Source organism: Bacillus salipaludis (genome assembly GCF_004358205.1).
This window is the reverse complement of record NZ_SMYO01000003.1, coordinates 521,921-547,458: the sequence shown is the minus strand read 5'-3', so window position 1 is coordinate 547,458 and position 25,538 is coordinate 521,921. Positions and strand designations below refer to the sequence as shown.

Sequence of the window (25,538 nt, the reverse complement as noted above, 5' to 3'; positions counted from 1 at the left end):
CATAAATAACGAGAAACATTGTGAAATCTCAAACTAATTTACATCAGGAGGAAAAGAAAATGACTGAACTAAAAAATAAAGTAGCAATCGTAACAGGTGGAAGCAGAGGAATTGGAGCAGCAATTTCATTGGAATTAGCAAAACAAGGTGTGAAAATCGTTCTTAACTACGTGAGCCGTCCAGAATTAGCCGAAAAAATGGTTGCAGAAATCCAGGAATTTGGCGGAGAAGCTTTTGCCGTTCAAGCAGATGTTTCCAACAGCGATGATGCAGCGCGCCTAGTTCAAGCAGCGGTAGAGCACTTTGGTAAATTAGATATTCTTGTAAATAATGCAGGAATTACACGTGACAGTACGTTTAAAAAGCTTAGCGAAGAAGACTGGAGAAAAGTCATCGATGTGAACTTAAACAGTGTTTTCAATACTACTTCGCCAGCTCTTCAGCACTTGCTTGAATCAGATGGTGGCCGCATTATTAATATTTCATCCATTATTGGCCAGGCTGGCGGATTCGGTCAAACCAACTATGCAGCAGCTAAAGCAGGTTTGATTGGTTACACGAAATCACTTGCTCTTGAATTAGCGAAATCAAATGTAACGGTAAATGCAATTTGCCCAGGATTTATCGGTACTGAAATGGTTCAAGCAATTCCTGAGAAAGTTCTTGATGGAATTGTGGCTAAAATCCCACAAAAACGTTTAGGGACTCCTCAAGAAATTGGCCGTGGTGTAGTATTCCTATGTAAAGACGGTGCCTATATTACTGGACAACAATTAAATATTAACGGCGGACTTTACATGTAATTGTCATGAAAAGTTTGATTTAAAGATATATTTTATAGACAGAATAAATGATGTAAGGAGTGAGCAATCATTAGCATTTTAGTTACAAAAGAATGGGAAGAGTATGCCAAAATGGTTCCCGAGGAATATAAGCAGGTAATGAACCGTGTTAAAAGGGCTACTGAAGTGTTAACAACTGAGGCCGAACCGGAAGTAGGTCCAACGCCAAAGGAAGTGATTTGGACAAAGAATAAAACAAAGCTTTATCGTTTTATTTCTGATCATCCGAAAAAACATAAAGTTCCACTTCTTATGGTGTATGCCCTTATCAATAAGCCGTATATTTTGGATTTAACCAAGGGCGGCAGTTTAGTTGAATATTTAGTGAATCAAGGTTTTGATGTGTACATGATTGATTGGGGAACATTTGGTTATGAAGATCGCAATCTGAAATTAGATGATTTCATTATGGATTATATACCGCGTGCTGTTAAAAAGGTCATGAGAACTTCAAAAGTGGATGAAGTCTCCATCTTAGGATATTGTATGGGCGGTACCATGACATCTATTTTTGCGGCCTTGCATCCTGAATTGCCAATCCGTAACCTTGTGTTTATGACCAGCCCGTTTGACTTTGCAGATTCTGGTCTTTACGGTGCAATGCTTGATGAGCGATATTTTGATATTGATAAAGTAGTAGATACTCTAGGAGTAATTCCTCCTGAGATGATTGATTTTGGAAACAAAATGATTAAGCCAATGGCAAACATTTATGGACCTTTTATTAGTCTTGTTGATCGTTCAGATAATGACAGATTTGTTAAAAGCTTTAAGCTACTGCAAAAATGGCTGAATGATGGTATTCCGTTCCCTGGTGAGGCGTATCGTCAGTGGATTAGAGACTTCTATCAGAAGAACAGACTGATTAATGGCGAACTTGTTGTCCGCGGCCGAAAAGTCGACCTAAAGAATATTAAAGCGAATGTTCTAAACCTGGCAGGTAAGAGTGACCTTATTGCTCAACCACATATGGTAGAGGCATTGATGGGAAAAATATCTAGCAAGGATAAAGAATATAAGAATCTGCCTGTTGGTCATACGTCCATTACATTTGGCAGTCAAGCTACGAAAATTACTTATCCTACTATCGGTGGATGGCTTGCGGAACGTTCAAACTAAATAATGAAATGAATGATTAGGGAGTGTTCCATTTAAGGAGCACTCTTTTTTATATGAGAAAACAACATATATGTATTGGTAATCATATTATATTTGTTTTTTTCTGACAATTCAAGTAGATTATGAAAGGGTTTTCAAAAAATAATAGGCAGAAATGAATGAAGAGGGAGAATAAAGGTTATACAATTCTCCCCATTTTTAAATGAAAGTGTTGAAATTTCTAACAATCTAGCAAAATACATAAATTCTGTGGAAAAATTATTTCCATTATGACTGCGCAATGGAATTTGGGGTAATGCATCGGAATGAGACCGGTGATGATAAAACGATGGAAGTATTCACATTTCCGTAAGGAGTTAGGCGATCAATTAGATTACTCAGATGGTCCATCCCTGTCACGGCAGCCTTAAGTAAATAACTGACAGATCCGGTTAAACGATGACACTCAATGATATCAGGGTCGTCCCTTAGCAAATTTTCAAAATCTGAATAGGAAAGGATTTTCATTTCGCTGACCTGTATGAAAACGATTACATCTCTGCCGACGGCTTTTGGACAAACCCGTGCACTGAATCCCTCTATAATTTCTCGCTCTTGCAGCCGCTTTAAACGCTCGGTAATACTTGGACGGCTAAGAGATAATTTCTTCGATAATTCACTTAAGGTTATTCGTCCATCCATTTGAAGAAGTTCAAGAAGACGAATGTCTAATGGATCCATTGAATGTTCTCCTTTCAAAATGTAGATAAATATCAAAAAATTTATGCAAATAGAAAACTAACCACCTGAATCTTATGCGATTTGTTATGTTTTCCGATTACATTATACCTTATTATTTAATAGAAACATAATCTTTGTAATTATTAAATAACTAAAAGTTCAGTTTGGGTAACATCTTTTCAGAATATGTAAACGTTGTCAAATGAGGGGATGTATCGAAAAGTTTTAACCATTGAGAAAGACTTTGATTTTTCTCTTTTTTTAGGAATAATTTCTACTATAATCACAGTGATAATGGGGGTAAAACAATGAACACAATCCAACCATCTTTAGAAACAACCGCAACAGTAATTGATAAAATGCATGAGCATCAGCAAATTGTTTTTTGTAATGATCCGGCAACAGGGTTAAAAGCGATTATCGCTATCCATAATACAACCCTTGGCCCTGCTTTGGGAGGCTGCCGTATGCGGCCATATCGAACGATGGATGAGGCATTGGAGGATGTACTTCGCTTATCTAAAGGGATGACCTATAAATGCGCTGCCGCAGATGTGGATTTCGGAGGTGGAAAAGCAGTTATCATAGGAGATCCAGCAAGGGATAAAACCCCTGCACTATTTAGGGCTTTTGGTCAGTTTGTTGATTCTTTAAACGGCCGTTTTTATACAGGGACAGATATGGGAACTTCAATGGATGATTTTATCCACGCTGCAAAAGAGACTAATTGCATCGTAGGAATTCCAGAAGCATATGGAGGAGGCGGCGATTCATCTATTCCAACTGCACTTGGAGTTATTTACGGTTTAAAAGCATCCAATAAAGTCGTTTTTGGTACAGATAATCTTTCCCATAAAAAATATATCATCCAAGGGCTTGGGAAGGTAGGTTACAAAGTAGCTGAGCAATTGCTAGAATCTGGTGCCGATTTATATGTAAGCGATATCAATGAAGAAGCAGTCAAGGCCATTCAAAAACATGCAAAACAATTAGGAGGCAATGTCGTTCGTGTAACCGGAGACGAAGTGTATTCAGTTGATGCCGATGTATTTGTTCCATGTGCTTTCGGCGGAATTATTAATGATGAAACGATAGACCTGTTAAAGGTTAAGGCAGTCGTAGGATCGGCGAACAATCAGCTTCTAATGGAAAATCACGGAGAAGCACTAAAACGAAAAGGGATTTTATATGCTCCAGACTACATTGTAAATGCCGGTGGGTTAATTCAAGTAGCAGATGAACTTTACGGCTACAATCAAGAGCGTGTGCTAGCCAAAACGAGCTCCATTTACACGTCTTTATTGGAAGTTTACAAGCAGGCAGAGCTGGATAATATCACAACGATTCAAGCTGCAAACCGGTTCTGTGAAAAACGAATGGAAGACCGACAAAGGCAAAATAGCTTCTTCTCACATACAAAACGCCCTAAATGGGATATTTGTAAATAAAAATTCTCCTAATGAGGTGATTGGATGTCAATGTCAATAGAATTTCCAATTTTTCAAATTGTCGATGAAACTGGGCAATTAATAAATGAACAGTATAAAGACCAATTAACAGAAGACCTTGTCAAACAATTCTACTATCATATGGTTCGCATCCGAACTTTTGATCGAAAAGCCATCAGTTTGCAGCGTCAAGGGAGACTTGGAACGTATGCCCCATTTGAAGGGCAGGAAGCTTCTCAAGTTGGAAGTGCTCTGGCGCTTGGCAAAGAGGACTGGGTATTCCCTACCTACCGTGATCACGGAGCTACCTTAACATTCGGTGCTAGCATGGCTCGTACTCTATTATATTGGAACGGTCGAGTGGAAGGTTGTGTACCGGAAGAAGGTAAAAAGATTTTCCCACCTGCCGTACCAATTGCCACACAAATCCCGCATGCAGCGGGAGCGGCAATGGCAGAAAAAAGAAAGGGAACGAAGAATGCAGCAATAGCTTATTTTGGAGACGGAGCTACTTCAGAGGGTGATTTCCATGAAGGATTGAACTTTGCCAGTGTATTTCAAGCACCCGTAATCTTTTTTAATCAAAATAACGGATTTGCCATTTCCGTTCCGATCGAAAAACAAATGAATTCCAAAACCATTGCCCAAAAGGCACTTGGTTACGATATGCCAGGTGTACGTGTGGATGGAAACGATATATTTGCTGTCTATTTCCAGACAAAAGAGTACATGGAACGTGCACGTAATGGAGGAGGACCGACTTTAATTGAAGCGATCACATGGAGGTACGGTGCCCATACCACTGCGGACGATCCAAGGAAATACCGCAATCAATCAGAAAGCGATACCATTAGGGAAAAGCAGGATCCTCTTCTTCGTGTCGAGCGCTTTATGAAGGTAAACGGTTTTTGGGATGAAGAATGGGCGCTTAAGGTTAAAGAGGAAACGGAAAGCGAAGTAGAGCAAGCAGTAAAAGATATGGAAAGTTTTCCAAAACCAAATATCAATGATTTATTTGATAATGTGTTTGAAAAGCCAACTTGGACGATTGCAAAACAAAAAGAACAGTATCTTCAATTAATTGGAGGGGAAGTGTGATGGTGATGACTTTAGAGAGACCGTTAGAACAAACTGCCGTAAAAACGAATCAGCTGACACTTGTTCAAGCGGTTACAGATGGATTGCGCATAATGTTAAAAGAGGATGAAAATGTCCTTTTACTTGGCGAAGATATTGGAAAAAACGGAGGGGTATTCCGCGCTACTGAGGGCCTGCAGGAGGAATTCGGTGAAGATCGTGTAATGGATACGCCGCTAAGTGAAGCGGGCATTATTGGTACTTCTATCGGAATGGCAATCAATGGATTCAAACCTGTAGCGGAAATGCAGTTCTTAGGGTTTATCTACCCAGCGTTTGAGCAGATCATGACACATGTATCACGGATTCGGATGCGAACTATGGGGCGCTATTCGGTTCCGATGGTGATTCGGGCGCCATATGGTGCAGGCATCCGTGCTCCTGAGGTGCATTCAGACAGTATGGAAGCATTGTTTGCGCATATGCCTGGAATAAAAGTTGTTTGTCCTTCTTCGGCATACGATGCAAAGGGGCTGCTGATTGCTGCCATCGAAGACCCGGATCCTGTTTTATTTTTAGAGTCGATGAGAATCTACCGTTCAGAGCGGGAAGAGGTTCCAGAAGGAAAATACATCGTTGAAATCGGTAAAGGGAAAAAGCTTAAAGAGGGGAAAGACGTAACGGTTATCGCATGGGGAGCAATGGTGCCGGTAGCTTTGAAAGCAGTAGAACAGGCAGAAAAACAAGGGATCACCTGTGATGTGATTGATTTGCGAACCCTTTATCCTATTGATAAAGACATAATTGCAGAGTCTGTTCAAAAAACAGGACGTGCCGTAATTGTTCATGAAGCCCATCAAACAGGCGGCGTGGGGAATGATATTGTTTCCATTATTAACGATACATCGTTTCTCTTTATGAAGTCTCCGGTTGAACGTGTTACAGGTTTTGATGTGCCAGTTCCGCTTTTTGCGCTTGAGGAACATTATTTACCAACACCTAAGCGGGTAGTAAACGGAATCGAAAAAGTTATGTATTTTTAGGAGGGGAAAACATTGGTTGAAGTAAAACTTCATGATATTGGGGAAGGAATGACAGAGGGAGAGATTATTCACTATTTTGTTAAGGTTGGCGATAGAGTAAAAGTTGATCAGCCTCTGGTTGAGGTACAAACAGATAAAATGGTGGCTGAGCTTCCATCTCCTGCATCGGGAAAAGTAAAAGAAATTGTGGTCGATTATGGAACCACTGTATCTGTTGGTACAACACTTCTTGTGCTGGAAGCAGAGGAGACAAAAGAAGCAAAAGAATTGATGGAAATGAAACTGGAAGAAACAGCACCCCTAGAAAAGGATATACCTACAACACAACCACAGCCAACAAAGCAAGCTAAGGGAAAAGAAGAAAAACAATTTATCATTGCAGCCCCATACACAAGGAAAATTGCTCGCGAGTTTCAAGTAGATATTAACGAAATTTCAGGCACAGGAATAAACGGACGGATCACAGTAGAAGATATATACAATTTTGTTAAAAAACGCGACTTGGTGCAGTCTTCCAAGGAAATGAAAGCGATTTCCGCAGAATCGATAGAACAAATAAAAAAGCCAAACGTAGACAATCGTGGACGGGAAGTCCGAAATGAAAAGGAAACAAAAGGTGAAGAGATTCCTTTTAGAGGCCGCAGGAAGCAGATAGCAAAGAAAATGACCCAATCTCTTTATACCATTCCACATGTGACACATTTTGAAGAGGCCGATTTAACGGACCTGCTTGCTTATAGAATGGATTTAAAAGAAATAGGGATCCATGTTTCGGCAGTTGCTTTCTTTATTAAAGCCATTGCCGTAGCATTAAAACAATTCCCAGTATTCAATGCAAAACTCGATGAAGAAAACGAAGTGATTCGTTTAGAAAAAGAATATAACATTGGAATTGCTACAGATACTGAAGATGGTTTAATTGTCCCAATCATCCATCATGCAGATCAATTAACGGTTCGTCAAATTCATGACAAACTAAAAGAATTGACTAAAAAAGCACAAGAAAATCAGCTGACACCAGCGGATTTAAAAGGCGGAACATTTACCATCAGTAATGTTGGTCCATTAGGAAGTATCGGGGCAACACCGATTATTAATTATCCGGAAACGGGATTAATTGCTTTTCATAAAACGAAAAAAATGCCTGTTGTCGTGGAGAATGATGAAATTGCGATTCGTTCAATCATGACGATGTCGATGGCGTTTGACCACCGCGTGGCTGACGGTGCTACGGCCGTGGCCTTTACAAATCGTTTTAAGCAATTAATTGAAAATCCAAAGCTATGGCCAATTGAATTAACATAAAAAACTAGAAATCTAAAAATACGAAACGTCAATAACGTGGTATGATAGAAAGCATGGATTGAATCGTTTGATCGAGTGAAGGAGGAGTATGTTTGAAATCTGCATCACTGCAAAAAAAGTTATTGCCACGCCATATTAGCTTAATGGCAATGGGAGGAGCAATCGGGACCGGGATTTTTAAAGGGAGCGCGGAAACGGTATCAATAGCCGGACCGGGAGTAATCTTTACCTATGTGTTCGCAGGTCTGTTGCTGCTTGTTGTGATGGGTGCTATAGCAGAAATGGCAATTGTCTATCCAAATACAAATATGAAAGGTTTTGTTCGGAAAGCCTTCGGTAAGCGTGCCTCTTTCGTAATTGGCTGGATGTATTGTTTTATGTGGCTGGCTGTGTGTGTCATTGAAATTGTCGTGGCCGGCAGTTTCTTACAATATTGGCTTCCCTCTATTCCACTTTGGGAATTAAGTTTGGGCTGTGCTGCATTGGTTATTGGCATTAACATGATGAATGTGAAAAATTATGGGGAGTTTGAATTTTGGTTTGCCGGCATTAAAATCACCATGATTATCGTATTTATCATTTTGGGAGCTTGTATTCTATTTGGACTTATTCCAAGTAATCAATCGAACTATCTGCAAAATTTTACGGAACATGGTGGATTTTTTCCAAAAGGATGGACGTCCATCTTTTCAGCGCTGTTAATTGTGATGTTTTCGTATGGCGGTTCAGAACTGATCGGGTTAACGGTTACAGAAGTAAAAGATGCAGATCGTATATTACCCAAGGTGATTAAGAGTTTTATTTGGCGCATTATATTGTTTTATACACTTCCGATACTAGTCATTTGTGGTTTAATTCCTTGGGATAAAATAAGTGATCACGCAAGTCCATTTGTCCAGGTATTGTCGATGACTGGTCTTCAGGGCTCCGCGCATCTGATGAACTTTATTTTAATTACCGCAGTATTATCTGCAGCGAACTCTGGAATTTATGGATGTACGCGAATGCTGCATTCTTTAGCGGTAGAAGGGGAAGCACCGAAGTCCTTCTCTTATGTAACAAACAAAGGTGTACCATTATACAGCCTAATGCTAAGTGCCGTGGTTTTAATCGGCGGTTCGATGATTGCTTATGTTGCTCAGGATCAAGTATTTATGTTATTAATGGCGGTTCCGGGATTTGTCGTATCATTAGTGTGGATCAGCATTTGTTTGGCACAATTAAAACTTCGGAAAACCTATCCAATGAATCCGAGCTTCAAATTGTGGGGTTTCCCCTATATCACAGCGATTACCGTTTTAATTTTAAGCTTTATATCCGTGATATTTGTGTTTAACGTGCAAAACCGCGTCAGTATTATTACTAGTCTAGTTGTTTTGGCAGTGTTAGTTGCGATCTCAATTTTGAAATTTAAAAACTCGGAAGACCAGGATACTAAGATTCAAGAAGAGAATGTCGTATAAGATAGAACAATAAATATTTTAATGTATTACAGGGGCGGTTTATTCGTCCCTTTTTATTTTATTTAAGGTACTTAACCGCTGTTGCAGCATATATTTCAGCAGATTCAACCAAGTTCCGAACTAAAACTCGCTCATCAAAACCGTGAAGTGTATTTAGAATACCAGGTCCGTATAGGACTGTGTCAATTCCATTACTCCGGAAGTGACGGGCATCGCTGGAAGCAAGTAGCAATTTACTGAAAATTGGTTTTTCATTTCCAAGGACTCGTCGAATCCCTTTTTCTAATGCCTGTACGATTGGACGATTCTCCAAGGTCCAGTTTGGGTTTAATAGGGACCCCATTGGCTCCACAATCGAGCCTGGTGCAACTTGTTCAACAAGATTTCTGGCCGTATTTAGTACAAACTCAGGCTTCATACCGAATGGGACTCGTGTATCAACCTCAATCACGCATTTTTCAGCTACGACATTTACCTTGGTACCGCCCATGATTATACCCGGATTGTAAGATGGGCGATAAAGCAGCTGTGCAAGTGAGGGATTTCCTGACTCCTGGGAAAAGAACCACTCGCTTTTTTTTAAAAGAGGAACAAGTTCCGCTGGTGGAGATGCCTTTAAATCCCATAACCTTGCCAGTGCCTCAACCACTAATGCTCCTCTTCTAATAGCGGAGATTCCTGAAATCGGCTGTTGGCTACCATGCCCGGGCTGACCAGGAATTGTCACCCTAAACCATAAGCTTGCTTTTTCTCCAACATCCGGGTTGCGAGGGTACGATGGCTCGCCAATTAGACAGGCATTCCCTTGAATCATTCCTTGGTCGATGAATTTCGCGGCAGCATAGCCGCCAGTTTCTTCATCTGGCACAACAACAACACCCAGTTTCCCCCTAAGATTAAGCTTTTGGGCTAGTTCTTGAATTATTCCAGCTGCAAAGACTAGAGCTGCCAGACCGGCCTTCATATCGGAGGCCCCTCGACCTAATAACATACCTGCTTGAACTTCCCCTGAAAACGGGTCAAAGGACCAATGTGTTCGGTCTCCCGCAGGAACGACATCTGAATGTCCGCAAAAAAGGAGCTTTTGCCCTGCGGCACCGGCTAATGAAGCATCTCCGACAACCGTAACAAGCCCACTTTCTTGGTGGATGTATTCTGAAATCGTGAACCCTTTTGCCTTTAAATACTCACTAATATGCTGTCCAACTTCTCGTGAATATTTAGTAAACTCAGGGGATGGATTTTCGGATGGTATTCGGATAAGCGCAGACGCAAGGTCGATTAATTCTTGCTGTCTTTCTCTGACCAGTTGGCGAATCATGTTGCCGCTCATATGCTAAACCTCCCATTAAAACACTTATAATTTACACTATGCTATTCACTGGAGTTGGGTACTATGCTAAGGAGTAGAAAGGGATATTGAAATAGGCATTATTTATTAGGTATTCGCCGTTTCGTATCAAAATTGGTTACATATTAATAGGATATTCAACTATAAAGGAGCGATGCTCAGATGTATCCTTATGGAAATTATTCAATTCCGCAAGTTCAGTACAACTATAATCCTTATGTACAACAGTATCAATATGAGCCTGAACGACAAATGCCGCAATTATCGCAGTTGCTTCAATTACCCCAATGGCAGCAGCTGGAACGCAGATTGAATCAACTAGAAAGGCAAAATGACCGGCAGGATCGAGAAATTGATCAGCTTCAATTCCGTCTTCAACGGGTGAATCAGCGGCTTCGGGTGGTAGAAAACAGGTTACATGTACCATTTACTTCACATGATGAATTTTAAGGAAAAGCAAAGGAACTGGGAAATTCCCAGTTCCTTTATTGAAGTTGGTTGAGAAAATTTTTCTGAAGGCCAAAACTAGCGGGGAACACTGGAAAAATGTCCTTCATAGAGTGGATGAAGAACAAAACCAGAGAGGATCCACAAAGAAACGGCCTTCATAAGGTCAATGAAGGCCAAAACTAGTGAGGATCCACAAAGAAACGGCCTTCATAAGGTCAATGAAGGCCAAAACTAGTGAGGCCCCGCAAAGAAACGGCCTTCATAAGGTCAATGAAGGCCAAAACTAGTGAGGACCCGCGAAGAAATAACCTTCATAAGGCCGATGAAGGTCAAAACTAGTGAGGCCCCGCAAAGAAACGGCCTTCATAAGGTCAATGAAGGCCAAAACTAGTGAGGCCCCGCGAAGAAATAACCTTCATAAGGCCGATGAAGGTCAAAACTAGTGAGGACCCGCAAAGAAACGGCCTTCATAAGGCCGATGAAGGCCAAAACTAGTGAGGCCCCGCGAAGAAATGTCCTTCATAAGGTCGATGAAGGCCAAAACCAGAGAGGACCCGCGAAGAAATGTCCTTCATAAGATTGATGAAGGACAAAACCATCTTGGCCCCCCAAGAAACGGCCTTCATATGCTAGCAAAAACAAATCAAAATAAAGCCCTAATCCTCATTTCCAACAAAAGCCTGACTTTTACGATATACCATTGCTTCCATTGTAGCAATTAGCTCCTTGCCACTAAAAACACGAATAGCATACCACCCCAGTTTATGATTTTTCTTAATTTCCTCAGCAGTAGCCGTGAGTGTTTCCCCTAATTTTCCTGCAGACATGAAATTTACATTGGTTGTCACACCAACAGCTGTTTTTCCATATGAGTTACTGGCTGCGGCAAATACATAATCAGCAAGAGAAAAAATTACCCCACCATGGACAGTTCCATGCGCGTTTAACATATTTTTGCCCGGAGTTAACTCAGCTTCTGCTGTACCGAGTCCGAGTTTTGTCAATTTCATGCCAAGGAATCGACCATAAGGTTCATTTTTCATTAGGTCTACAATCTGTTCATAATGTTTTTCGTGAATCGCTTTTTCTTCGATATGAGTACTCATAGAATCCTCCCTTTTATTTAATTAGTTAATAAAACGTTTTTGGAACGTTGAGTGTTATAAATGAAATATATCATTTTGATAGAGTAGTATCAATTTAAAAATGAACATAATGGGTATAAAATTCAGTGAAAAGGGTGCTTTTTTTGCTAAAATCACTGTTTTTAACGGATTTAAAGGGTGAAATAAATATTTTTACATAAAATTAAAATTTTCAGTTATTATCATTGACACGGTGTGAATATGGTATTAATCTATAACTATGTTACATTAATTTTAATTATCGTGTAAATTGTGTTATCCAAAAATTTGATGATGATGAAAGTAAGGGGGATTATAGTATGTACAATCCGGAAATAGAAACAATGAGTCGTTCTGAAATGAAAGCGTTACAATTCCTGCGACTTAAACAAACCGTAAAAAGGGTTTATGAAAATGTACCATTTTATAAGCAAAAGTTTGATGAATTAGGAATTACACCAGATGATATTCAATCATTAGAGGATGTAAGATTGCTTCCATTTACGAAGAAAAAAGATTTGCGCGATCAATATCCATTTGGATTGTTTGCTGTACCAATGGAAGAAGTTAATCGAATCCATGGTTCATCGGGGACAAGCGGTAAACCGACTGTTGTTGGTTATACGAAAAACGATATTAGTAATTGGGCTAAGATTGTAGCACGTGCTATCGTAACAGCAGGGGGAAAAAAGTCCGATATTTTCCACAACGCTTACGGATATGGACTTTTTACAGGCGGACTTGGCCTTCATCATGGAGCGGAAGAGTTGGGAGTGGCAGTAGTTCCTATTTCTGGAGGAAACACTGAAAGACAAATAACTGTTATTGAGGATTTTAAGCCTAGAGGAATTTGTGGAACCCCATCTTATATTTTAAATATTGTGGAACAAATGGAACATATGGGATTGGATCCGCGTGATACCAGTTTGGAATATGGCATTTTTGGCGCTGAACCATGGACAGAAGAAATGCGTGCTACACTTGAGAAAAAGTTGAATATTAAAGCGATTGATATTTACGGTTTAAGTGAAGTAATGGGTCCTGGTGTAGCGATTGAATGTTATGAAGCGCAAAATGGTTTGCATATTGCGGATGATCATTTCTTAGTAGAAGTATTAAATCCTGAAACATTAGAGCCTGTCGAAGATGGTCAAGATGGAGAACTTGTATTTACCAGCTTAACGAAGGAAGCGCTTCCTATTATTCGCTATCGTACAGGAGATATTGCTTCGATTACGCACGAAAAATGTAAATGTGGAAGAACACATACGCGTATGTCCCGGTTAAAAGGACGGACAGATGACATGCTGATTGTCCGCGGGGTAAATGTTTTCCCTTCTGAGATTGAACGTGTACTTTTACAAATTGAAGGGCTTTTCCCGAATTATCAAATTCACCTGACTAAAAAGGGAAGTTTGGATAGTGTAGAACTCCATGTGGAAATTGAGAAGCATCTTTATCAAGAAGTTGGTGAAGATTTAGGACATGCAGCCGTTCAAGCATTAAAACGTACAATCCAGCATCAAATGAAATCAACATGCTTAGTATCAATGGATACGATTATTAATAAACCGGGGAGCCTGCCTCGATCTGATGGGAAAGCGAAAAGAGTTGTAGATAAACGGAAGGCAACACCTGTAACAAATTAAGTTGACATATAATTAAATTGTAAACGTTTAATCTATGCTTGCATCTCTATACGCACGGGATTGCAAGCATAGATTAATTGATAAGTTATGTACTATAAAAATAGTAGAATTTTCTTGCTTTTTATATAACAATAAAATATAATTACGTTAAATAAACGTTATATAGAGAAAGGCGGTATAGATGTGAGCGTCCTTGAAAAAGATTTAAACGAACAAGCACAATTAGAAAAGTTTATTGCTCGAATTGAAGCGGGCGACAAAATTGAAGCAGATGACTGGATGCCGGAAGAATACAGAATTGCATTAATCAAATTAATTTCACAGCACGGAATTAGTGAGATTATGGGTGCGTTACCTGAAAAAGAATGGGTGCCAAAAGCACCATCGCTTAAAAGAAAATTGGGGATTATGGCCAAAGTTCAAGATGAAATGGGTCATGGTCAGCTGCTCCTTCGTGTGGCAGAGGACTTATTAAAACCTTATGGAAAAGATCGCGGCGATTTAATGCAGGATCTGTTTAATGGAGATTTAAAATTTCATAATGTCTTCCATATGGCAACAAACACTTGGGCTGACGCTGGAATGATTGGCTGGCTTGTTGATGGTGCAGCGATTATCACGCAAACAAACATGCTTGGTGCTTCTTACGGTCCATATGCAAGAGCATTGCACCGCATTTGCGCAGAGGAAGTATTCCATGCACAGCATGGGGAAGCGATTATCATGGCGCTTGCAGAAGGAACAGAGGAACAAAAACAAATGATCCAGGAGTCATTAAATGACTGGTGGGAAGCGCTTCTGATGTTCTTTGGACCGGCAAGTAGTACGACAACTGGTACAAGTAAACAGGATGTAACGATCAAATATGGAATCCGCACAAGTACAAACGAAGAATTACGCCAAAGCTTTTTTACAAAGTACATTCCGCGAATTTTATCATTAGGTTTAACGATTCCGGATCCAACTCTTCATTTTGATGAAGATCAACAGCTTTGGGTTTACCAACAGCCTGATTGGAATAAATTCAAACAAATTATTAAAAACAATGGCCCTCGCTCACAAGCACGCTTGAACTTGCGGAGAGTTTCTTATGAAAACAACGCATGGGTACGCGATGCCTTAGCTGCAGCGATTAATTAACGAAAGGGGAAGAGAAAAATGGATCAAAAGAAAACATTTTATCAGGAATTCGAAGTCTTCAGTAAGCGGACACCTTCTTCACCCTTTCAGCACCAATTTAGCTTGTTAGCTCCAAATGCTGAAATGGCGATGGTAATGGCTCAAGAAAACTTTATGCGACGCGACCCGGTTGCAGATATTTGGGTCGTAAACCGTGAAGATATCCGTGGTATGTCAAAGGAAGAAAAGCTTACCTTACAAAGATTAGACAATAAAGATTATCGTACAACGAAAGGCTACGGCTACTTAAAGAAAAAATGGCGGCATTATGAGCAACAAATGCTCGATGAAAAAGAAATTCTTTCATGGGCGGGAGGGAACAAAAAATGACAGAACAAAATGTAACTATCACTCCTGAATTAAAGGAATCAGTTGTAAATTTATTATTTCAACTTGCAGACGATGACTTCTTATATTCGTATCGAGGATCAGAATGGCTTGGGCTAGCACCCCATATTGAAGAGGATGTTGCCTCCTCCTCAATTAGTCAGGACAGCATGGGGCATGCTGCAATGTTCTATCAATTATTAGAAGAAATCGGAATTGGAAACGCCGATGCACTCGCCCACCTAAGACCTGCTAATGAAAGAAAAAATAGTATTTTAGTAGAAAGGCCGAATGGTGAGGGCTATTACATGGAAGTTCCAAAATACGATTGGGCTTACGCAGTCGTTCGGAATTATTTCTACACAACAGCAAAGAAAGTGAAAATTGATTCAGTGAAAAATAGTTCCTATGACCCGCTGGCTAAAGTTGCCATTAAAGTAAATATGGAATTGTACTATCATTTGCTTCACTGGAAAACATGGTTCGTCCAACTTCTAAGTTCAACAGACGAAGCAAAGCAAAGAATGAATATCGCAATTGAACAAGTCATGAGTGATTTTGGGGATGTCTTTTCACTTGGCAAGGATGGAGAAAAAATTGTTGAACTAGGTTTAATTGAAAAAAGCGATGTTCTTATTCACCGCTGGAAACAACAACTGGAGCAAGTGCTTCAATCGGTTGGGTTAAGTCTTCCTGAAATTCCGGCAAACCCAGAAAGAAATGGCCGTAATTTAGAACATACAGAAGATTTAGTTTCAGCGATTGAGACACTTTCAGAGGTTTATCGTTTAGATACAGCTGCATCATGGTAATGTAAACATAGAAAAGAGGTGTGATCATGCAAATGTCTATAAAATCACTGGAAAAGCAGGTATTAGATGTATTAAATGAGGTTAAAGATCCTGAAATCGATACAGTGAGTATTATTGACTTGGGTATGGTAGAGGAGGTAATGGCCGAAAACGGTGTGATTGAGATAAAGATCCTGCCGACCTTTTTAGGATGTCCGGCCCTTAGCATTATTCAAAAAAATATCGAAAATGCCGTGAAGGCCATTGAGTATGTAGAAAAGGTTAAGGTAGAATTTATCAACCACCCGCCATGGACGTCAGATCGGATATCTGAAAAAGGCAGAAATGGACTTAAAGCATTCGGAATTGCTCCTCCACCTCGTTTAATGGACAGTGATGGATCGTGGCATGTTGATTGCCCGTTTTGCGGTTCTACCTATGTGACCATGGATAACATCTTTGGGCCGACAGCTTGCAGAAGTATTTTATACTGTAAAAATTGTAAAAACCCATTTGAAGCAATGAAACCGATATCAACTTTAATGTAGATAAAGAGAATGTGAGGAGAATCGATTATGGCTAAATTAATTGCTTTATATAAACAACCGGAAGACAAGGCTGCATTTGATGAACATTATAATAATGTACATGTTCCAATCACGGAAAAAATTCCTGGCTTGCGTGAAATCAAAGTAACAAGATTTACTGGAACGCCAATGGGCGGGGAGCCTCCTTATTATTTAATGTGTGAAATGCGTTATGACAGCCATGAGGATTTACAAAAGGGCATGCGTTCCGAAGAAGGTAAAGCTTCTGGAAAAGACTTAATGAAATTTGCCGGTAAGCTAGTTACTTTGGTTATCGGAGAAGACGATTAATGAAAGCTTATAAATTTATTGAAGCTTCACATCAAGACGGTGTAGCGCTTATTGAGCTAAATAGACCAGCTCAATATAATGCCTTAAATCGAACAATGGTACACGAAATTGTTGATGCGATGGAAACTTTCGACGGGGATGAGAAAGTTCAGGTTATCGTGATCACGGGGAAAGGACGGGCGTTTTCAGCAGGTGCAGATATTGATGAAATGGCAGGGGATGATCCAATTCGATTGGAGCTATTAAATCAATTTGCCGAGTGGGACCGTCTATCTTTAATCAAAAAGCCAATCATTGGTGCGGTAAAAGGCTTTGTTTTTGGCGGGGGATTTGAGTTGGCACTGAGCTGTGATTTATTAATTGCAGCCAGCGGTACGGAATTTTCATTCCCGGAAGTGAACCTTGGGGTTATGCCGGGAGCGGGTGGCACCCAGCGCTTGACAAAAATTGTCGGCAGAACGAAAGCGTTGGAATGGTTATGGAACGGCACTCGAATTTCAACAGAAAGTGCCTTTCAGCACGGATTAATTAATCGAGTTGTCTATCCTGAATTATTAATGGAAGAAACGATGAAAACAGCAAGATTTATTGCAAACCAAGCGCCGCTTTCAATTCGTTATATTAAAGATGCAGTCAATAAAGCGGTGGATTATTCTCTTTATGAAGGAATGCAATATGAACGGAAAAATTTCTATTTATTATTTGCTTCCGAAGATCAAAAAGAAGGTATGAACGCTTTTATTGAAAAGCGGAAGCCGGAATTTAAAGGGAGATAACCATATGTACGAAACGATTTTGTATGCTGTTGAAAACGGTGTGGCCTGGATTACGTTAAATCGGCCAACTACATTAAATGCATTCGTGGCTCAAATGAATAGAGAAATTACTAAAGCCATTAAAATAGCTTCTACAGCTGAAGAGGTCCGCTGCATCGTTATTACCGGTGAAGGACGTGGTTTTTGCTCCGGTCAAGACCTGTCAGAAGTAGATGAAAATATGGATCATGGGCAGGTATTAAGGGAGAAATACGGGCCGATGATAAAGCAAATTTATCAATGTGAGAAACCGATTATAGCGGCTGTCAACGGGATTGCTGCCGGTGCAGGTTTTAGCCTTGCATTAGCCTGTGATTTTCGTATTCTTTCAGAACGCGCAAGCTTCTTAAATGCTTTTATTCACATTGGTTTAATCCCAGATTCAGGTAATAGTTACTTCCTTACTAGATTAGTAGGAGAAGCAAAAGCATTGGAAATTTCGATTTTAGGTGAAAAAATCCCTGCGGATCAAGCGCTTTCATTGGGGCTGGCGACTAAAGTGGTATCTACTGATAACTGGGATGCTGAAGTCACCCAATTTGCAGAGCGAATTGCGGCATTACCAACAAAAGCAATTGGATTAATCAAACGCACAATCAAATCTACAGGTGAAAAATCCTTTACTGACTACTTAGAAGAAGAGGCGCAAGCCCAAAGAATTGCTGGTCTAACAAAAGATGCTCGTGAAGGCGTTCAGGCCTTTATGGAAAAAAGAAAACCAACCTTTATCGGCAAATAAGAGGAGGATCAACTCATGACAACACAAGTAACTGAAGCGGTTTCTTTAAAAAGAGATTACTATCATTTAATTATAAACGGCGAAAAGGTAGAAAGCTCCAATGGAAAAACGATTAAAACTTATAATCCAGCTACTGGTGAATTAGTTGCTGAAGTAGCAAAAGCATCACAAGAGGATGCAGAGAGAGCCGTTTTAGCAGCACGCGAAGCATTTGATCACGGAAAATGGCGTAAATATCCAATTAACCGTCGTTCACAAGTGTTAAATAAGATTGCCGCAATTATGCGCTCCCGGTTCAATGAATTGGTAGAATTAGAAATTTTGGACACTGGTAAATCTTTAGCTGCTGCACAAGGGCAAGTATCACAAGCGATTGAAGATTTTGAATTCTATGCAGGGGCTATTGTCGGACACCGCGGTGTCGTTAATAATATGCCTGGCCAATTTCATAATTTTACTGAAAAAGAGCCTGTTGGCGTATGTGCGCAAATCATTCCTTGGAACTATCCATTGATGATGGCTGCTTGGAAAATCGCTCCGGCGATTGCAGTTGGTTGTTCTGTTATTGTAAAACCAGCTAGCTTAACTCCGCTTACTGCGATTATTTTAGGTGAAATCTGCTTAGAAGCAGGCGTACCAGCTGGTGTTGTCAACATTGTTCCTGGATCAGGTTCAGAGGTTGGAAACTACCTTGTAGAACATCCAAAAGTAAATAAAGTGGCTTTCACTGGTTCTACACCAATCGGTAAAGATATTATGGCAAAAGCTTCTGAAACATTAAAACGTGTTACGCTTGAATTAGGCGGTAAATCTCCTAATCTCGTATTTGAAGATGCGGATATCGATGCTGCCGTTGATGGATCTCTTTTCGGAATCTTCTATAACTCTGGACAATCCTGTGAAGCACGTTCACGTTTATATGTTCATGAAGATATTTACGATGAATTCATCACGAAGTTTGTTGAAAAAACAAAGAAATTAGTACTTGCGAATCCATTTGATAAAGGCACTCATATGGGTGCAATCATTGATCAAGCACAATTAGAAGTTATCGATGGCTTTGTAAAATCCGCAATTGAAGAAGGCGCAGAGATTTTAGCAGGAGGAAAGCCTGCTGTTGTAGAAGGATATGAAGGTGGATTCTGGTATGAGCCGACTGTCATTGCAAATGTCAATCACGACATGACAGTTGTAAAGGAAGAAATCTTTGGGCCTGTTGTAGTAGTTATGAAGTTTAAGGATGAAAAAGAAGCAATTAAACTTGCAAACGACACAGAATTCGGATTAGGTTCAGCAGTTTGGTCAAAAGATGGCGCGCGCGCAACTCGTGTGGCAAAGCAAATTGAAGCAGGAATCGTGATGGTAAACTGCCCATTCTCGGCCTTCCCTGGTACACCATTTGGCGGTTATAAGCAATCAGGTTTCGGCCGTGAGTTATGCATTGAAACACTCGATCTTTATACCGAAACAAAGAGCATTGTTTCTTACTTTGGAAGTCGTCCAATAAATCCACTAGGTGTTTAATATCCCACACGTACGAATGAGACTTCCACGTCTCATTCGTACGTTTTAATTAGACAAAGGAGAGATCTTTGATGAAAAACATCGTTGTTGTTGGTTCTGGTGTAATGGGTAGAGGGATTGCCTATGTATCTGCACTTGGTGGATTTTCCGTTACATTGGTTGATGTGAATGAAAATGCGCTTAAAAGTGCCGAAGGTGAATTAAATTCCATTTTTGCAAAAGGACGCGAAAGAGGAAAAATTTCTTCTGAACAGGAAAATTTCGCGAAAGCGAATCTATCCTATGCGAGTGATCTGCCGCAGGCATGTTCTATTGCTGACTTAATTATTGAGGCTGTCCCTGAAAAAGCAGTAATTAAAAAACAGGTTTTTGAAACAATGGAGCAATTTGCACCAGAACATTGCTTATTTGCTACCAATACTTCTACCATGAGTCCAACAGAAATTGCATCATATGGTAAACGCGCGGATCAAACGATTGCAATGCACTTCTTTAATCCGGTTCACAAAATGCCGCTTGTAGAAATCGTCCGCGGTCTTGAAACGAGTGATGAAACCGCTGAAACGATTAAAAAAGTGGCGGAACAAATGGAGAAAGAAACGGTTGTAATCAATGAATTCCCTGGTTTTGTCACTAGCCGTATCAGCTGTCTTGTCGGTAATGAAGCTTTTTATATGCTTCAAGAAGGACTTGGAACACCTGAAGACATTGATAAAGCTATCAAACTTGGATTGAACTATCCAATGGGCCCATTTGAATTAGTTGACCTTGTTGGATTGGATGCCCGTTTAAATAACTTGAGATACTTGCATGAAAAATTAGGCGAAAAATACCGTCCAGCACCATTACTTGAACAATATGTAGCTGCAGGCAGACTTGGCCGTAAAACGGGTAAAGGTGTTTATGATTATACCAAAAAAGAAGAGTTGGTGAAAAAATGAAAGAAGTTGTAATTGTCGACGCAGTTAGAACGCCGATTGGAAAATATAAAGGTGCTTTAAAAAGTGTTCGCCCAGATGATTTAGGCGCCATCGTCATCAAGGCTCTTCTTGAAAGAAATCCTAACCTTCCTCCGGAACAAATCGAAGATGTCATTTTTGGAAATGCCAATCAAGCAGGGGAAGACAATCGAAATGTTGCCAGAATGTCAGGACTTCTTGCTGGACTGCCGATTACTGTAGGTGGCACAACGATTAACCGTCTTTGCGGTTCAGGTTTAGATGCTGTAATTCTAGCAGCTAGATCAATCGCTGTGGGTGAAGGAGATATCTATATTGCTGGTGGAACGGAGAGCATGACACGTGCTCCTTATGTCATGGGCAAGCCTGAGGTTGACTACCCAAGAGGTTCCATGGAACTTCAGGATACGACGATTGGCTGGCGCTTCACAAATAAAAAATTAGAAGAAATGTACGGGGCAGAATCGATGCCTCAAACAGCTGAAAATGTAGCGCAGCGCTGTTCGATCACACGTGAAGAACAAGATGAATTTGCGCTTCGAAGCCAGCAACGAGCCAAAGTCGCTATGGAAAACGAACGGTTTGCGAATGAAATTGTTCCTGTCACCTTTAAAGATCGGAAAGGGAACGAGGTAGTGGTAACAAAGGACGAGCATCCACGCCCGGATACTTCCTTAGAAAAGCTATCAAAACTTCGGCCTATTTTTGAAGGAGGTACGGTCACTGCGGGAAATGCATCCGGTGTAAATGATGGTGCTTCTGCCGTATTGTTAATGAGCGCTGAAAAAGCAAAGGAACTTGGCTTAAAGCCGCTTGCTAAATATGTAGTGGGAGCAGTTGCGGGTCTTGAACCATCTGTAATGGGATTAGGACCTATCTATGCTTCAAGAAAAGCCCTTACAAGAGCGAATCTATCAATCGATAAGATTGGGTTAGTTGAATTAAACGAAGCCTTTGCCTCCCAGTCCATCGAATGTATGAGACAATTGGAGCTTGATGCGGATAAAGTAAATGTTAATGGCGGTGCCATTGCTTTTGGCCATCCGCTTGGAGCAAGTGGGGCCCGTATTTTGACTACCCTTGTCCATGAAATGAAAAAACAAAACGTTCAATATGGTCTGGCAACCATGTGTATTGGTGTTGGACAAGGAATTGCCGCAATCATTGAAAATATTGAAAATTAACTATTAATGCCCTTATATAGTCTGACTATAAGGGCTATTTTTTCTTAATAAAGGAGCGGAATTGTTTTATGGAAAATGTCTTATATAAAGTAGAAAATCATATTGGTTATGTTACCGTTAATCGACCTGACGTTTTAAACTGTTTTAACTATGCTACACTTTCCCAGCTTCAAGAAGTGGTGAATGAAATCTCGTTAAATCCCGATGTTCACGTCGTTATTTTTACCGGAGCTGGAGAAAAGGCTTTTAGCGCAGGCGCTGATTTGAAGGAAAGAAAAACATTAACAGAAACAGAAACCAGAAGAAATGTAAAAGCCATTCGCGATGTGTTTAACAGTATTGCATTGCTACCGCAGCCAACAATTGCAGCTGTTAATGGCTATGCGCTTGGCGGTGGATTTGAATGGCTGCTATCCTGTGACTTTGCTATTGCTGTAGAAGGAATCTCTTTGGGATTAACCGAAACAAGCTGGGCAATTATTCCAGGAGCAGGCGGAACACAGCGATTGCCGCGATTAGTTGGCGAAACAAAGGCAAAGGAATTAATTTTCACGGCAAAGAAATTGTCTGCCCAAGAAGCACTAGAATTGGGTATAGTCCTAGAGGTAGTGTCTCGTAACGAATTAATGTCTGCTTGTGAGGAATTTGCTGCAAAAATAATGAAAAATGGGCCAGTTGCCATCAGACAGGCAAAATATGCGATTACAAGAGGGCTTAACACCGATTTACAAACAGGGCTTGAAATTGAAGCAAAAGCATACGAACTAACGATACCGACGGAAGATCGCGTAGAAGCCTTAAATGCATTTAGTGAAAAAAGAGCCCCTCGTTTTTCAGGGAAATAGCTTGCTTTTTTGAGTAAAATATATAAAAATTATAACGCTCGTATAAATTATGTGATAAAAAGAATGGGGGGGTGAAATGAATGGGTGAAAATACACGCTCCATGATTTTTACAATATACGGTGATTATATTCATCACTATGGGAATAAAATTTGGATTGGCAGTCTAATTGGACTACTAAAGGAATTCGGTCATAATGAGCAGGCCGTTCGGGTAGCCGTTTCCCGTATGTTGAAACAAGGGTGGATCCAATCTGAAAAGGTCGAGAATCGCAGCTATTATTTTCTAACAAAACAGGGTATAGACCGAATTGAAGAAGCAGGAAATCGTATTTTCAAGCTGAATCCAAGTGAATGGGATGGAAAATGGCGTGTTCTTATGTATACCATTCCCGAAGAGAAGAGACAGATTCGGGATGAACTTCGTCAAGAATTATTATGGAGCGGCTTTGGCAGCTTTTCAAATGCCTGCTGGATTTCTCCGAATAACTTGGAAAAAGAAGTGAAACTCCTTATTGAAAAATATGATATCAGCGAATATGTAGACTTTTTCGTCTCTGAATATATCGGTCCAAGAGATAATAAAACTCTAGTTGAAAAAAGCTGGCCGTTAGAAGATGTGGTTGAGAAATATGAAGAATTTATTATCACGTACAGCAAGCAATTTTTTGCCAATCAAGAGATTATTAGTCGCGGTGAAATGACCGATGCCCAATGTTTTGTTGAACGGACTAAGCTTGTCCATGAATATCGCAAATTTTTGTTTATCGATCCCGGACTTCCAAAAGAACTATTGCCGGAAAATTGGAATGGAAACCTTGCAGCCACATTATTTAACCAATATTATCAACTTCTTGCGGAACCGGCCAGTCGTTTTTTTGAAAGCATTTTTAAGGAAAATAATGATTTATGTAAAAAAGACGACTCCTATGATGCTAAACACCATCCGTATATGATTCAGTGACAAACAAAGCAGCTTTTCAACCATTTTTTTGAAGAGCTGCTTTGTTGTAAATGGAACCGTGCAATTTCTTTTTAATGAGAGGAGAATTTGTGTGAAATCAGTAAATGAATTGCTATCGATAAAATATCCAATTATCCAAGGAGGAATGGGTAATATCAGTAATGCTCAACTGACAGCAGCTGTATCGAATGCTGGAGGGCTTGGGACGATTGGATGCGGAACGATGACCCCTGCGCAGGTTGAATCGATTATTCTGGAAACGAAGGATCTGACAGATCAGCCTTTTGCAATCAATATACCTATCAATGTTAGTCCCTATACTGATGAAATGATTCAACTTGTCATTAAACACAAGATACCTGTTGTTTCATTGTCTGCCGGCAATCCTGCACCTTATATTGGACAATTGCACGAATATAACATAAAGGTGATTGTTATTGTTGCGGCTGTTAAACATGCACAAAAGGCAGAAGAGGCTGGTGCCGATGTTTTGGTTGCGGAAGGATTTGAAGCAGCCGGAATTAATTCCAATCTAGAATTGACCACTTTTACGCTGATCCCGCAAATTTGCAAACATGTTTCTGTCCCTGTCTTAGCTGCAGGGGGGATAGGCGATGGACATGGTTTAGCTGCTGCATTAATGCTCGGGGCGTCAGGAGTACAGATGGGGACACGCTTAATTGCAACAATGGAAGCACCTTTCCATTCTACATATAAAAATCGATTGATTGAGGCTAGCGATCAGGAAACGGTGATTTTGGGCCGTTCGGTTGGCCAGGTCAGGAGAGTACTAAAATCAGGCTATGCAAAACAAATTATTGATTTGGAACGTCACGGTTTATCAGAAGAACAATACCGTCAGATGACATCGGAGGATTTCCATCTGAAAGGTGCCCTGCGTGGTGACGGTGAAAATGGCTTCATGAACAGTGGACAAATTGCTGGGCTTATTGAAGATGTTCCAACTGTACAGGAATTATTAGATGGAATGATGAGTGAGGCACGTGCAGTTATGGAGGAGCGCCTGCGTCTTTTTACCATGTAAAAGTTCTTGAGAGGAGTTTGGGGATGGGGAAAATAAACAAGGAATTTGATCTTTTGAAGGTTGTAACAGATGGCGCTGCACCACCTCCATGTGATTTGACTTTGCAAATTGAAGTGACATCGGCGGAGGATGGGGTCGCACAGGGCATTTGGAAAGTCAATGAGCAGTTTATGAACGGACTCGGTGTGGCAATGGGCGGCTTTGTTTCATCAGCGGCAGACATTATGATGGCCTATGCAGTTGCATCTAAGTTGAAGGGTGAACAAAGCTTTACTTCTATTGACCTGCATACGACCTTTCATAGACCCATTTTAAAGGGAGAGGTCATGGTTGAGGCAAGGGTGGAAAGATTGGGAAGGAAAGTTGCCTACGTCGTGTCCGATTTATTTCAAAATGAGAAAAAGGCAGCAAGTGTTGTTTCTTCGGTGATGATTATTGGTGAGTGAGGTTATTTGAAGGACAAATTTTTGTTGATCAAGAGTGGAAGTGTCCTTCAAAGGGTGCTGGAAGGACAAAGTCATGTAAAAAAGAGGAAAATTGCCTTCAATAGAGCGGCTGAAGGATAGAAAGAAAATGATTAACTTGTTCTTCAAATCTTCTTGTTATTTTTTGAAAGAAATATAAAACTACTCTAACCTCTATGAAATCACCCGACGAATAACAAAAAAATAAAAAGCTTGCAGACTTATCTAGGATCTA

General features: G+C 40.3%; 26 protein-coding genes. 22 read left to right on the top strand and 4 right to left on the bottom strand.

The annotated features are described in order from the left end of the window. The first annotated feature begins 59 nt into the window (after positions 1-59). Together phbB and phaC are read left to right on the top strand one after the other, a co-directional pair. On the top strand, positions 60-803 hold the full coding sequence (phbB, locus tag E2K98_RS08090) for an acetoacetyl-CoA reductase (RefSeq protein WP_133333724.1): 744 nt from the start codon (positions 60-62) through the stop codon (positions 801-803). A 69-nt stretch (positions 804-872) separates the two neighbouring features. Further along, positions 873-1,961 carry a class III poly(R)-hydroxyalkanoic acid synthase subunit PhaC gene (phaC, locus tag E2K98_RS08085; RefSeq protein WP_133333723.1) on the top strand — a complete coding sequence of 363 codons (1,089 nt, stop codon included), beginning with the start codon at positions 873-875 and terminating at the stop codon, positions 1,959-1,961. Between the two features lie 267 nt (positions 1,962-2,228). On the opposite strand, the gene E2K98_RS08080 is transcribed toward phaC, so the two are convergent. Next, complete coding sequence (locus E2K98_RS08080; RefSeq protein ID WP_026575059.1) at positions 2,229-2,681, bottom strand: Lrp/AsnC family transcriptional regulator; 453 nt, start codon at positions 2,679-2,681, stop codon at positions 2,229-2,231. Between the two features lie 308 nt (positions 2,682-2,989). Between E2K98_RS08080 and E2K98_RS08075 the strand changes: the two genes are divergently transcribed. The 5 genes from E2K98_RS08075 to E2K98_RS08055 all read left to right on the top strand — a co-directional run bounded on the left by E2K98_RS08075 (position 2,990) and on the right by E2K98_RS08055 (position 9,017). Continuing rightward, positions 2,990-4,129 carry a Leu/Phe/Val dehydrogenase gene (locus tag E2K98_RS08075; RefSeq protein ID WP_133333722.1) on the top strand — a complete coding sequence of 380 codons (1,140 nt, stop codon included), beginning with the start codon at positions 2,990-2,992 and terminating at the stop codon, positions 4,127-4,129. 30 nt (positions 4,130-4,159) lie between these two features. Then, positions 4,160-5,227: a pyruvate dehydrogenase (acetyl-transferring) E1 component subunit alpha gene (pdhA, locus tag E2K98_RS08070; RefSeq protein WP_133333784.1), complete on the top strand. Its 1,068-nt coding sequence runs from the start codon at positions 4,160-4,162 to the stop codon at positions 5,225-5,227. A gap of 5 nt (positions 5,228-5,232) precedes the next feature. Next, positions 5,233-6,249, top strand: a complete 1,017-nt coding sequence (locus tag E2K98_RS08065; RefSeq protein WP_133333783.1) for an alpha-ketoacid dehydrogenase subunit beta — start codon at positions 5,233-5,235, stop codon at positions 6,247-6,249. A 12-nt stretch (positions 6,250-6,261) separates the two neighbouring features. Then, on the top strand, positions 6,262-7,554 hold the full coding sequence (locus tag E2K98_RS08060; RefSeq protein ID WP_133333721.1) for a dihydrolipoamide acetyltransferase family protein: 1,293 nt from the start codon (positions 6,262-6,264) through the stop codon (positions 7,552-7,554). 143 nt (positions 7,555-7,697) lie between these two features. Continuing rightward, entirely contained in the window at positions 7,698-9,017 is a 1,320-nt protein-coding gene (locus tag E2K98_RS08055; RefSeq protein WP_133333782.1) for an amino acid permease, read from the top strand. A gap of 58 nt (positions 9,018-9,075) precedes the next feature. Here the strand turns inward: E2K98_RS08055 and E2K98_RS08050 are convergent, their stop codons facing one another. From E2K98_RS08050 to E2K98_RS08040, 3 genes are all read right to left on the bottom strand, one after another. After that, positions 9,076-10,350: a M20 family metallopeptidase gene (locus tag E2K98_RS08050; protein ID WP_133333720.1), complete on the bottom strand. Its 1,275-nt coding sequence runs from the start codon at positions 10,348-10,350 to the stop codon at positions 9,076-9,078. Between the two features lie 136 nt (positions 10,351-10,486). Continuing rightward, positions 10,487-10,795, bottom strand: coding sequence for a hypothetical protein (locus E2K98_RS31425; protein WP_208025332.1), 309 nt, complete (start codon positions 10,793-10,795; stop codon positions 10,487-10,489). A gap of 679 nt (positions 10,796-11,474) precedes the next feature. Beyond that, positions 11,475-11,924, bottom strand: coding sequence for a PaaI family thioesterase (locus E2K98_RS08040; protein ID WP_133333718.1), 450 nt, complete (start codon positions 11,922-11,924; stop codon positions 11,475-11,477). A gap of 338 nt (positions 11,925-12,262) precedes the next feature. Between E2K98_RS08040 and paaK the strand changes: the two genes are divergently transcribed. The 15 genes from paaK to E2K98_RS07965 all read left to right on the top strand — a co-directional run bounded on the left by paaK (position 12,263) and on the right by E2K98_RS07965 (position 25,285). Continuing rightward, positions 12,263-13,591 carry a phenylacetate--CoA ligase PaaK gene (gene paaK / locus E2K98_RS08035; RefSeq protein ID WP_133333717.1) on the top strand — a complete coding sequence of 443 codons (1,329 nt, stop codon included), beginning with the start codon at positions 12,263-12,265 and terminating at the stop codon, positions 13,589-13,591. 183 nt (positions 13,592-13,774) lie between these two features. After that, complete coding sequence (paaA, locus tag E2K98_RS08030; RefSeq protein ID WP_372512640.1) at positions 13,775-14,731, top strand: 1,2-phenylacetyl-CoA epoxidase subunit PaaA; 957 nt, start codon at positions 13,775-13,777, stop codon at positions 14,729-14,731. A gap of 18 nt (positions 14,732-14,749) precedes the next feature. After that, positions 14,750-15,100, top strand: a complete 351-nt coding sequence (gene paaB / locus E2K98_RS08025; RefSeq protein ID WP_133333715.1) for a 1,2-phenylacetyl-CoA epoxidase subunit PaaB — start codon at positions 14,750-14,752, stop codon at positions 15,098-15,100. Further along, positions 15,097-15,909 (top strand): 1,2-phenylacetyl-CoA epoxidase subunit PaaC, encoded by an 813-nt coding sequence (gene paaC / locus E2K98_RS08020; protein WP_235824748.1) that lies wholly within the window; start codon positions 15,097-15,099, stop codon positions 15,907-15,909. Before paaB ends, paaC begins: the two co-directional genes overlap by 4 nt. Positions 15,910-15,935: 26 nt before the next feature. Further along, the gene (gene paaD, locus E2K98_RS08015; RefSeq protein ID WP_133333713.1) at positions 15,936-16,436 is read left to right on the top strand and encodes a 1,2-phenylacetyl-CoA epoxidase subunit PaaD; all 501 of its coding nucleotides are present in this window, start codon (positions 15,936-15,938) and stop codon (positions 16,434-16,436) included. Between the two features lie 27 nt (positions 16,437-16,463). After that, a complete protein-coding gene (locus E2K98_RS08010; protein WP_133333712.1) occupies positions 16,464-16,766 on the top strand; it encodes an EthD family reductase in 303 nt (100 codons plus the stop codon). Continuing rightward, a complete protein-coding gene (locus E2K98_RS08005; protein WP_133333711.1) occupies positions 16,766-17,542 on the top strand; it encodes an enoyl-CoA hydratase/isomerase family protein in 777 nt (258 codons plus the stop codon). The genes E2K98_RS08010 and E2K98_RS08005 overlap by 1 nt, the downstream gene beginning before the upstream one ends. 4 nt (positions 17,543-17,546) lie before the next feature. Continuing rightward, positions 17,547-18,320 carry an enoyl-CoA hydratase-related protein gene (locus E2K98_RS08000; protein ID WP_133333710.1) on the top strand — a complete coding sequence of 258 codons (774 nt, stop codon included), beginning with the start codon at positions 17,547-17,549 and terminating at the stop codon, positions 18,318-18,320. A gap of 15 nt (positions 18,321-18,335) precedes the next feature. Continuing rightward, the gene (locus tag E2K98_RS07995) at positions 18,336-19,844 is read left to right on the top strand and encodes an aldehyde dehydrogenase family protein (protein WP_133333709.1); all 1,509 of its coding nucleotides are present in this window, start codon (positions 18,336-18,338) and stop codon (positions 19,842-19,844) included. Between the two features lie 68 nt (positions 19,845-19,912). Further along, positions 19,913-20,785, top strand: a complete 873-nt coding sequence (locus E2K98_RS07990; protein WP_133333708.1) for a 3-hydroxyacyl-CoA dehydrogenase — start codon at positions 19,913-19,915, stop codon at positions 20,783-20,785. Next, on the top strand, positions 20,782-21,987 hold the full coding sequence (locus E2K98_RS07985; RefSeq protein ID WP_133333707.1) for a thiolase family protein: 1,206 nt from the start codon (positions 20,782-20,784) through the stop codon (positions 21,985-21,987). Before E2K98_RS07990 ends, E2K98_RS07985 begins: the two co-directional genes overlap by 4 nt. 68 nt (positions 21,988-22,055) lie before the next feature. Next, positions 22,056-22,832: an enoyl-CoA hydratase-related protein gene (locus E2K98_RS07980; RefSeq protein ID WP_133333706.1), complete on the top strand. Its 777-nt coding sequence runs from the start codon at positions 22,056-22,058 to the stop codon at positions 22,830-22,832. A gap of 80 nt (positions 22,833-22,912) precedes the next feature. Continuing rightward, a complete protein-coding gene (paaX, locus tag E2K98_RS07975; protein ID WP_133333705.1) occupies positions 22,913-23,794 on the top strand; it encodes a phenylacetic acid degradation operon negative regulatory protein PaaX in 882 nt (293 codons plus the stop codon). Positions 23,795-23,885: 91 nt separating this feature from the next. After that, entirely contained in the window at positions 23,886-24,839 is a 954-nt protein-coding gene (locus E2K98_RS07970; RefSeq protein ID WP_133333704.1) for an NAD(P)H-dependent flavin oxidoreductase, read from the top strand. A 23-nt stretch (positions 24,840-24,862) separates the two neighbouring features. Beyond that, the gene (locus tag E2K98_RS07965; RefSeq protein WP_208025331.1) at positions 24,863-25,285 is read left to right on the top strand and encodes a PaaI family thioesterase; all 423 of its coding nucleotides are present in this window, start codon (positions 24,863-24,865) and stop codon (positions 25,283-25,285) included. The last annotated feature ends 253 nt before the right edge of the window (positions 25,286-25,538 follow it).